At 50.3% G+C, this 9996-nt stretch carries 8 protein-coding genes; 4 read left to right on the forward strand and 4 right to left on the reverse strand.

Annotation, left to right across the window (positions count from 1 at the left end; translation table 11 throughout):
- Nucleotides 1-875, forward strand: an 875-nt coding sequence (locus AB3Y40_RS20360) for a hypothetical protein (protein ID WP_369440728.1), incomplete at its 5' end; no start/stop codon positions are given.
- A 25-nt stretch (nt 876-900) separates the two neighbouring features.
- On the opposite strand, the gene AB3Y40_RS20365 is transcribed toward AB3Y40_RS20360, so the two are convergent.
- A complete protein-coding gene (locus AB3Y40_RS20365; RefSeq protein WP_369440729.1) occupies nt 901-3822 on the reverse strand; it encodes a CFI-box-CTERM domain-containing protein in 2922 nt (973 codons plus the stop codon).
- Between the two features lie 678 nt (nt 3823-4500).
- Between AB3Y40_RS20365 and AB3Y40_RS20370 the strand changes: the two genes are divergently transcribed.
- Nucleotides 4501-4776 carry a hypothetical protein gene (locus AB3Y40_RS20370; RefSeq protein ID WP_369440730.1) on the forward strand — a complete coding sequence of 92 codons (276 nt, stop codon included), beginning with the start codon at nt 4501-4503 and terminating at the stop codon, nt 4774-4776.
- 68 nt (nt 4777-4844) lie between these two features.
- Here AB3Y40_RS20370 and AB3Y40_RS20375 read toward each other — a convergent pair whose 3' ends face one another.
- Nucleotides 4845-4976 carry a hypothetical protein gene (locus AB3Y40_RS20375; RefSeq protein ID WP_369440731.1) on the reverse strand — a complete coding sequence of 44 codons (132 nt, stop codon included), beginning with the start codon at nt 4974-4976 and terminating at the stop codon, nt 4845-4847.
- A 425-nt stretch (nt 4977-5401) separates the two neighbouring features.
- Between AB3Y40_RS20375 and AB3Y40_RS20380 the strand changes: the two genes are divergently transcribed.
- Nucleotides 5402-6516 (forward strand): IS3 family transposase gene (locus tag AB3Y40_RS20380; RefSeq protein WP_369440732.1). Its coding sequence is split into 2 segments (ribosomal slippage): nt 5402-5666 and nt 5666-6516, totalling 1116 coding nucleotides; the frame shifts between segments, so codons are not numbered across the junction.
- A 760-nt stretch (nt 6517-7276) separates the two neighbouring features.
- On the opposite strand, the gene AB3Y40_RS20385 is transcribed toward AB3Y40_RS20380, so the two are convergent.
- Both AB3Y40_RS20385 and AB3Y40_RS20390 read right to left on the reverse strand, forming a co-directional pair.
- On the reverse strand, nt 7277-7501 hold the full coding sequence (locus AB3Y40_RS20385) for a transposase (protein ID WP_369440735.1): 225 nt from the start codon (nt 7499-7501) through the stop codon (nt 7277-7279).
- A 629-nt stretch (nt 7502-8130) separates the two neighbouring features.
- Complete coding sequence (locus AB3Y40_RS20390; RefSeq protein ID WP_369440733.1) at nt 8131-8877, reverse strand: hypothetical protein; 747 nt, start codon at nt 8875-8877, stop codon at nt 8131-8133.
- A gap of 251 nt (nt 8878-9128) precedes the next feature.
- Here AB3Y40_RS20390 and AB3Y40_RS20395 point away from each other — a divergent pair, with 251 nt between their 5' ends.
- The gene (locus AB3Y40_RS20395) at nt 9129-9860 is read left to right on the forward strand and encodes a GAF domain-containing protein (RefSeq protein ID WP_369440734.1); all 732 of its coding nucleotides are present in this window, start codon (nt 9129-9131) and stop codon (nt 9858-9860) included.
- The last annotated feature ends 136 nt before the right edge of the window (nt 9861-9996 follow it).

Raw genomic sequence — 9996 nt, forward strand, 5'->3', positions numbered from 1 at the left:
TGAACATTGAAAAAGCCTCTCTTGAAATCGACGTGTCTGACCTTGCGGGTCAAGCGGGCGATCACACCTTAATCGATGTGGACGGTCTGATCGGCAACTTCGATGACATTCGGATTACGGGGCTTGGCGCGCAGCAAGACGCCGAGATAGTCATCGACTACGATACCGACAGCGTCGTGCTCAGCATGTTGGCCCCCGGTTCGGGCAGCGGCACATTCAGCGTCAAAACCACGGGTGACCAAGAGGACGGGCTGATCGGGTCTGATCTGTGGGACGCGCTGACGATGGATCTTGACGAACCACATGCTGGAGCTCGGCCAGATCTGTTTGTTGAATATTCTGATGGAACTACAGTTCTGCATTCTTATGAACTTGGCGATGGAAACCTGGCCGAAGACATATCAATGAATGGCAAGACGATCTCGAGCACAATTTGGGATATCACAGATACTCGTAAGTGGTACAAGTTTGAGAAGTCGTTTAGCACTTCAGGGGCATTGGAAAGCCGAGTGTCGTGGAAAGACGATGGGAGGGTGACGACTATGACCTTTGCGCATGACGGCAGCGGCAAAATTCAGGACACTTTCGACAACGAAGACCAGTTCGTTTGGCATCGCAACACCGTCAAGATTGACGACAGCGGGATGAAACTCCGCAAAATCACATATCTTGACGACGGCGTTGTTCGAATCACGCATTACGAGAACGGTGTGAGAAGTGAAGTGGAGCGTCTTGATATCGGTGACAGCCACGGCTGGTCGAGAAAAATTACATACTTTGACAGTCAAGGCGAGATGAACGGCGTGAGCAGATTCACTGACTATCAGCACACAATTCTAGAACTTGATTTCATGCTTGATCAATTTGTATTCTAATGCAGCTTTGTTCCAGATCAGCAATCTACCTCTTTCTTAGCCTTATCAGGCGACTATCAAATAGGCAGGGTTGATCATCCTGACGGCCAGGCGATCTCCCATAGTACCAACATATCAAATCGACAATCCAGCCAATGGTCAAACGAGCTGTTTTGATTGACTTGGGTCTTCCATAAACTGCTTCAGCTAATTGCGGTCCAAGCCACCAATAAAGCACTATGAGTGCACGTCCGATATAAGACCGACGCATAATTGTGTCGCGATACCATCTAAGCAACCAGACCTCAGGGTGATTGCCATCTGAGTAGGCAACGGTCGCGACGAAACAGTCAGCCGAAACGACACCTGCTTCTGCTGGTTGATCGCTAGCATCTTCTTCTTCTATTTCAGCGATTGGTACGGTCGGAAAATCCTCCAAACTTGTCTGTTGAACATCCTCGACTTTTCCAAGAAGCTTTGGCTCAAGCCTGTCTTTGTCTTCGTGGTCCATACCATCTAGGAGCGATTTGGCCTGTTGCTCACCTGTCAATGAAACAATCATCTGAGCATTCTCCTCTGATGTGTAGTCAAAGAAGGTCACGACCTCGTCCGATGTGTATTCACTAAGCCCAATCAATAGGCCTTCCAATCCAACGTGGCCAAAAAGCACCTCGATGTCAGACGGTTCCATAGTTTCCAAGAGTTGTCCGGCAACTCGAGCGTCTAGATTCGCAAATAGAATGATAGGGTCCACCGAGAGAAAAGTGGTCTCAAACTGTTCTGAGCCCATTTCATCTAATAGATTCTGCAGTTGGCTACCTGACATCTCATTTAGCTGATCTGACAACTCTAGGGCGCCGATCCCTGCTTCTTGAAAATCGACAACGCTGTTTGCCAACAAATACACCTGATCACCGGCCCCCTCTAGGATCAGTTTCGAACCGTCTGGTCCGTTTATGATTAGATCGCCACCATCATCCTCTGTTGTGGAAATTGCTGCAACTAGCGCGTCCTTGTCTTCAAATTGCCCCAGGAAGGTTATCCGGTCACCTTCAGACGCGTCAAAGTCAGTGATCGTTCCACTTGCCCCCAAGGAACATACGAAGTAGTCACCCCCGTCTCCGCCGCTCATGGTATCATTGCCGGCACCACCGCTGAGGATGTCGTCTCCTTTGCCACCGAAGAGCCGATCGTCTTCTTGTCCGCCGCTTAGAATGTCGTCTCCCGCATTTCCATATAGCTTGTCGTGTCCATCGCCTCCCGCAACCACGTCGTCGCCATGACCACCAAAGATACGGTCGTTTCCGTTTTCTCCAAAAAGAGCGTCTCTACCTCGGCCTCCGAAGACATTATCTGCCCCGTCGCCGCTCCGCATTGAGTCGTTTCCGGCTCGGCCAAATAGATCGTCGCTCCCCACATGTGCATTCATTCGATCATCGAATTCCGACCCAATCAACTCATCGTCATAGTTGACGTCGCTCTGAAAGATGGGATCATGATCATCCATCTCAACCCCATCATTGGAAAGCTGTACGGAGATCCGCAAAATGCCGCCTGGTGGCACGATAATCGCACCATTTGTCAATTCAGATTCGCTAAGAATCTCAAATTTGGGGAGTCCGTGCGGCGAATTTGGATTCGACTCATCTTTCCAAGTTGTGGCTGGATCGTCGATGCTGGTGAGCAATTCACCCCAAATGTGGACGGTTTCACCGAAGTAGTTCGCAGGATCCAGAGTCAGTTGAAGTTGTTTTGTGGTCCTCGAAGAGATGTAAATTACCGCCCGGTCTTCGTTTCCGAAACTGTTTACTTCAAATCTGTTTCCCGAAGCTTCTTTTGCTGCGCCGTCAATCCGCACAGATCCGATAATGTCCGAATTTTCTGTTCTTATGCTGCTCAGACCAACCAGTGACTCTTGCATTGAAGCGACAATTTCGCCGGCAACTGACAGCCTAGCTTCAGTATCAGAAAGATCTGATCCGCCAAAGTTGGACGACAACCCGGCCTCCAACCAGCGAAACTGTGCCCCCCAAATTGATGCTGTACTGACACCTGCATCGATCAGCGTCTCAAATCCTGAAATGAGAGCTGAAGCTTGTGCCATACCGGTATCGGCGTCCGGTCCCCCGTAGATGTTCCATTCGGAAGCAAAGAAATCGAGTTTTCGATCGCCGACGGCAGATTCCCATTTTTCGATTTGTTCTAAATGCCGTTCTCTGCTTTCGGTTTGCTCCAAAGTGGGGGAGTAGTAGTGGACGATCACACTATCTACCAGATCCAATGAGTCTTGCGAAAGTGCGGCGATTATCTCTGCATTGTCGCCTTCTTGCCAGCCAGCACCGGCCTGAACAGCAATTTTTGGAGAATTCCAATCCGAAGGTACGTCACCGTTAGTCACATAGTCCTGGATCGCTTCGTCAACCGCTTGAATGATGGCATTTGCTACCGCACCATATTCCTCGGCAGTCAGATCAGCATGGAAATAATACTCGTTCCCAATCTCGAAGTGAGTAATGTTGGCTTCGCCAAATCTCCCTGACAACAAGTCGCCAACCAAAACTTGGATTTTGTTGAGCGCAACGCCATCGATTTCTGCCTTGCCATTTTTCATATTAACGAGGTCTGAGGTAGGCAAGACAAATTGAATACCAAGATCGTGATCGTCAGCGTAGTCGAAGAGTTTTCCTGGTCCTTCAATTACCTGGCCGTCTGAAGCTCTCGTTTGTGCGAGGTCGCGTTCGAACAGGTCTTCCCAGACAGATCCCCTCGGACCAAAGTATTTCTCTGTGACCGTTCCGCCGGGGTACCGAATTGCGCTTACGCCAAGTCTTTCGACGATTTCAGAGAAATTGCTATCATTTCCGAAAGAATTGATGCCCGCAACGAAATTGGCTCCGAAGTGAGATCGGTCGATAGTGTTATCGACAGCAAATTGCCTTAGGTCATCTAAGTATTTTGACTCAGTCATCTCGCGCCCCATAAAACGGTGGGGCGAAAGTCTGCTAGCAAAGGTACATTGCTATTGCGAGATCATGGCTAGAGGCGGGCATTCAAGAACACTTTGGCTCAAGTGGAGAAGAACTTGTTTGCTTTTTGTTAGAGTCTCGCCAATGTCGCCGGGATTGTTTGACAAGTTTAAAAATGTAGATTGGATCAAACTGACCAAAAACTCCGAGACAGGTTGCTCATGCCTAAAGTCCAATCCTGATTTTCTCGGCGAACAAGCACTTCACTGAGTCATACTTATAGGAACATCTTGGACCCCAATGAAGCAGGCTGATCGGGGTGAGTGGAAATCGAACTGGTCTCGCCGGAACATAGCGTCAAATTTCAGAAAGTCTTGTGAAAGGCCAAACAAGTCTTGTGCAAGGGTTCCGACGCACTTCTTAGACGGTAGTCCAGTCAATTTTGCGACCCGCAAAAGGGCATTTGAACACAAAGTTAATCTGGCAAGCGTTGCATTGCTTCAGGGACTGTCTGGGGCACGACTGCAACGGTAATTTGAACCAGACAAGTGTATTCCGGATTTATTGTGGATTGGCGATGGGTATCGGCCACAGACCCTTCCGAATCTCGTAGTACGGTGGATTCACCGTTTGTTAACCAAAACCTATCAACGTCAGTCAAGTATAGGCGGAGGGGAACCATGGCTGCAGTCATCTACGGTACGGTCGCATCAATCACGACACTTGCAAGTTACCTTTTCTACGACCTCAATTTGGGGCAACTGATCGCGATCTACTATGCATCTGCCGCATTGGCCGGACTATGCCTCCATAGTTGTTCAGTTTTTTGTCATGCGATGGCACAAAGGTCTGAACCTTTTCGGGGAGACCAACGTAACTCTTCTCCATCACTGACACCCGAATTCAAGAACACGGTGGAACAGCGCTGGAAGCCTAAATTAAAGAAATTCCAGTAACACCTTGCGAGAGAACTAGCTATATGTTCATCGGACGATCCATTCGGCGGGTCGACCATTGGGATCAGCTAGACACCGAGTGAGGTGCGTCCAAAAACTTCGTTGCTCCGATCGGTCATTTGCTCATCCTTTTGATAGAGCAAATTTGTCGAATCGGCCGAAGCCAAGAACTGCTTACCGTCAAGATCGTTGAAGTACATGTAGCAGGTCCTGTTTTATGGCATGTATGTCAGCAACGTCAGCAGCCAAGGTTTGTGATCAACAGCCGCGCGACTCCAAAACAGACTAACAACACCTGCGCTGATCGGGTCTCAGATGATCCATTGGAGTCGCGGTAGGATGGCTCCATTGAGTCCTCAAATGGTGACCTAGAAGTCGCACGTCGAACGCCTTGGCCTTGGCGCCACCATTGCATCGATGTCAGATGGAGCTGATCGCTCGAACTTCGAATGCATGCGGAATCGGTCCGAAGGATTAGGAAACCATACAGCTCAACGCTAAGTTGGCATGCCCAAACTGAAACCGAGAACAGCATAGACCCGTCCAGTTGTGCCTGCGACAATGACCTGAGCCCCTAAAACTCCTCCAAATTTGTGTAGAGTCCGCTCAACAAAAGGACGGACAAATGAAGGCACGATTCACGGACGAACAGATCATCACGGACGAACAGATCATCGCAATGATCAAGGAACAGGAAGCTGGCGAGAAGACCGCTGATGTGTGTCGGCGGCACCGGATCAGTTCGGCGACGTTCTATAAATACAAATCGAAGTATGGCGGCATGGAACCGTCTGACGCGAAGCGCTTGCGAGCCTTGGAAGACGAGAACGGCAAGTTGAAGAAGCTGTTGGCAGAACAAATGTTGGACAACGCAATGTTGCGAGACATCAATTCAAAAAAATGGTGACGCCCGTTGGGAAGCGGAAAGCTGTGGTGCATTTGATGGAGGTTCATCAGGTCAGCCAGCGACGGGCGTGCGATGTGCTGCAAGTTGATCGGTCATCGGTGCGATATCTGTCGCGTCGTGGTGATGATGCTGAGCTACGAGATGCCATCAAGCGCGTTTCGCGGGAACGGAGGCGGTTTGGTTGCCGTCGTGTCCAGGTAATGATCGCGCGGGAAGGTTTTGTGGTGAACCACAAGAAAGTCAGGCGCATCTATACCGAAGAGAAGCCGCAGGTGCGCCGCAGAGGCGGCAGGAAGCGTGCCTTGGGGACAAGAAAACCAATGGTGTTGCCAGATGGTTCAAACCAGCGTTGGAGCTTAGATTTCGTGTCTGACGCGCTGACGGATGGTCGCCGCTTTCGCATTCTTGCCGTCTTTGATGACTTCAGCCGTGAGAACTTGATGCTGGTGGCTGATACTTCGTTGTCTGGCCAACGCGTTTCACGCGAGCTGGATCGGATCATTGCTGAACGCGGCATGCCAAAGACAATCGTGTCGGACAACGGCACTGAGTTCACTAGCATGGCCATTCTCAAGTGGGTTCAGGATACAGGCATCGACTGGCATTACATCGCACCAGGGAAGCCCCAACAGAACGGTTTCATTGAAAGCTTCAACGGGAAACTGCGAGACGAATGCCTCAACGAAACGTTGTTCGGTACATTGGCGGATGCGCGGCCGGCGCTGGAAGAATGGCAGGAAGATTACAACTGGCGCAGACCACATTCAGCATTGGGCAACCTCACCCCGATGGAATTTTTGCAAAGAAAGGCAATGGACAAGATGGCGGCCTAGCGCCAAAGATTTAAACTCAAGGACTCCGCGCAAGGCTGGAGGAGACTTGGGGCTCAGGTCAACAAGAATTTTTGGGTCGGGCGCTCGCAATTCAAGTGTAGACCGCTTCTACTTGAAGTCTGTCTCAACAGTTACAATCAGGCTAGACTGGTCCGAGGTGCAGATTCACGTCTTCCCGCGTTTCGGGTTGACGGAGTCGAGCATCGGGCGAGCAGGCAACCATTTTGAGCGCTCAACTTTTGGGTTTGGAAGTTTTAACTAGGACAAATGATGCGAACGGGCTGTCTTGACGAGATGATAGAGTTCGCTATCGAAGAAATCGCGACCGGAGACTCAGGACGGATCAGTTCGGTTGTCCGTGCGATGGTATCAAGATGGCAGACGGAGCCAGCACTAGCAATTTGCTTTGCCATAACGAGCGCCGCTGCACACCTCGAGGACAACTTCGCGGACAGCGATGAGCCGGTCGGAAAAGCATACCAATTTGCAGCGATCTTAGCGTCCGACATTTTTGCAATCGAATCAATGGGGCAGATACCTGCAACAGGGCAACATCTCTTGCACTTCTGGCGTAGATCCGAACCCTATTTTCTAGATCTGTGATACAATATCATTTTTGGTCGCTCCTAAGAGTGCTTCGATACCTGTGGAATCCATAGAGACATTAGCCAATTAATTGGGCCGACGGAGAAGAACGCAAACCCGCCTGACATCGAAATTGCATTACCCCTTAGACTCTCTACTCATGATCTGGCCGTTCTTAAGGTGTAGTTCTACAAGTTTCGCGACGTATCCGAAATCTCAGCCTCTCACACTGGTTCATCAACATTCGCCAGGGGGCATCCGTGCGTACGATCCAAAGCACCGCTTCGAGAAAGAACCGGGTGTCGCGCCCGGTGCGCCCGGTAGCGGACAAACTACCGGGGCATATAGGCTCTACTGCACGCCATTGACGGTCTGTGAGAACATATCTGCTCAGGTCAATTCAAACCTTCTCTTTTGGAAGATTGAATCGAGGATTAGACCATTGGGGAATTATGAATGTCCACAGACACGAGTTCGTTGGGGCCCGAGGCCAAACCTTAGGGCCTTACACTCCACAGTGCTCGCTCAACCTTGCTGGAATTAGGATAAACAGTCTTAGGTTGTATTGAAGTAGATGGGAACCCGTTAACGAATCGTGCCCCGACGCTGTCTTGTCGAGGCGTGTTCGTTTTTTGGTTGCAGCAAGTTGATCTTTAAGTGGGCGACTGCTGCACCAAAGGCAGGGTCGTCGAAAAACGTTAGGAAAATACCAGCTCATAGAAATGGTTTGGTCGAACGCGATCAACGCACTTAATGAATTCTTAACCATTTTTCGAGATAGTTAGCTGATCACTCTCACACCGCAAGACAGGCGCCTCGAAACTACCCCATACAGTTTCGAGGCGCTGCACCTAAATCGTTCAAAAAAAACGATGTGCACGCATAAATCCGAACTTTTGGTTTCCGGCGAGACTGACGCCGCCCTACAAACTGACTCGTGAAGTGCCATCATTTCGCATCGTAGCGAATGTCCGCTTAACGGGCTGCAACCTCAGCATTGTGGCAATGCCAACGCTGTCTTTGTCGGCGCTAGTAGTTTACCTGTTCAAAGCCGTAGATGCCTTCGTGGTCACGCCAATCGACGAACACGGATCGATGATTGATACTAAGGCAATTCTGGCCCCAGCGTTCGAGGCCGATATGGGGGGAAGGCAGGGCGGTGATGGAAGAGCTCTGCCAGGCGAAGTCGCCTTGGGATCCGTATGTGCCGAGGACCACGGTGGCGCTACGATTGCAGTCGCCGTCGCGTCTAGACTCATACTGTCGCGCATACCGGACATCAAAGACGCGGATGGACCGTACGAAGTTGAACTCAGGACCGCTGATGTCGATGTCCGCGCGATCTTGAACGAGCCGTAAGGCCTGGTCGGCGGGAACAAGGTAGTCTCGGGCTTCCGGGGTGCGCCAAACGGCCGCAATGTGGCCATAGGTATCGCGAGATAGAAAGGATTGTCGCGGTCCAGTGCTGTTGTACTGGAAGAACGCCTCAAAGAGGCGGTTTGCACTGTTTGGTGCTGGAGCGGTCTTATGGGATGCGCCCAAAGGACAGCGCCAAATTTGTAGTGGAGGTTCCACCGGCCACGGCGTAATTCGTCGGATGAATTCGTCTCGAGCTCTGGCGCATGGCGCGGAAGCAGGCCAGCCTCCAGACAGGCACAGGAGGATCGCGCAATCGATCGGGTATGTTTGCGCGCGGGCTGGCATCGGCAGCGAAAAGCCTGCCATAGTTAAGGCAATTGCGATCGAGGGGAGGAGCTTCTTGAATGGATGGCGCATTCTGAGGACCCACTGTGACAGGACGCAACATACATACGATAATATACTAAAGCAACACCAAATATAATAACCTATGACGAAGAATATGTTAATTTTTGCAACTGATGGATTTATGTGAAATTGTCCTTGAGTACATCCGCCTCGCGCATGGTTAGACAAAGTCTACGTGTCAAAAAGGTTGGAAAGTCCCCGCAAAAACGATATGTTTCATAAGTCTATTGAGGGTCTGGGCTTCGATGCTAATCGATCGAATGAACAAATGCGCTTCTGTTTTGCTGGACGTGTTGGATTGTGACAATGCTTACGTAAATATCCAATCCGAGAAGCTGTTTTATTCCCTTGGAAACCTCCCAGAAGTAGTATCTGGGAAGCTTCAAACCCATGACATGAAGGACACCCTGTGCATGCATACTTTTGCATCTAATGAAACACTGCGATTGGAGAACGCTGCAGCAAACGACACCTACAGAGACACAGCCTATGTCAAAAATGGTGGTATCGTTGGCTATCTTGGCGTGCCAATTTCAGTTAAGGATTGCGGGCCAATCGGTACGATCTGTGTCACGACCAAAACACCGCGCGAATGGACTGAAGTCGAACAAGAGCTTGTCATCAAAATGGCAGCCTGTGTTGAAACAGCTCTCGAATTGCAGCGAAGCGAAGTCATGTCCGAAGCTCTGTCCGAAGCACTGTCAGAACTTGACCAGGTTCTCATAGTCCTCGCGATGGCGATGACAGATGCTGTCTCGATCTATGACAGAGACAGCAAGCTGGTTTTCGCGTCGAAGGCTTTGTCGAACATGGTAGGTTATTCGGAAATTGCGGAAGCTGCGAAACTTGTCGACGCTCCGACCTTTCAGCATGAAGATTCATTTGATGGTCAAACAGCATTTCGACACCGATTGGGGCAGTTTTCAGTGGCCGTTCGGCCGACCAACACCGAACACCTTATCTTCTCATGGGCAGCGGGCAGCTTGTCTTAGGGTCAAGACGGGACTGTTGCATTAATTGATAGGCGCTGATCGATGGTATGGGTTTTTGCGCTGGATCAAGCGGCTGCGAAAAGTTCGCTGATGAACAGGATCTCGCCCAGAACACCTGGTTGCTTGTGATGGATAT

This window comes from Yoonia sp. R2331, from assembly GCF_041103235.1.
Lineage (GTDB): Bacteria > Pseudomonadota > Alphaproteobacteria > Rhodobacterales > Rhodobacteraceae > CANMYO01.

Coding starts and splice junctions, on each gene's coding strand:
- AB3Y40_RS20375 (WP_369440731.1), bottom strand. CDS start 4,976: ATGTACTTCAACGATCTTGACGGTAAGCAGTTCTTGGCTTCGGCCGAT.
- AB3Y40_RS20365 (WP_369440729.1), bottom strand. CDS start 3,822: ATGACTGAGTCAAAATACTTAGATGACCTAAGGCAATTTGCTGTCGAT.
- AB3Y40_RS20390 (WP_369440733.1), bottom strand. CDS start 8,877: ATGCGCCATCCATTCAAGAAGCTCCTCCCCTCGATCGCAATTGCCTTA.
- AB3Y40_RS20395 (WP_369440734.1), top strand. CDS start 9,129: ATGAACAAATGCGCTTCTGTTTTGCTGGACGTGTTGGATTGTGACAAT.
- AB3Y40_RS20370 (WP_369440730.1), top strand. CDS start 4,501: ATGGCTGCAGTCATCTACGGTACGGTCGCATCAATCACGACACTTGCA.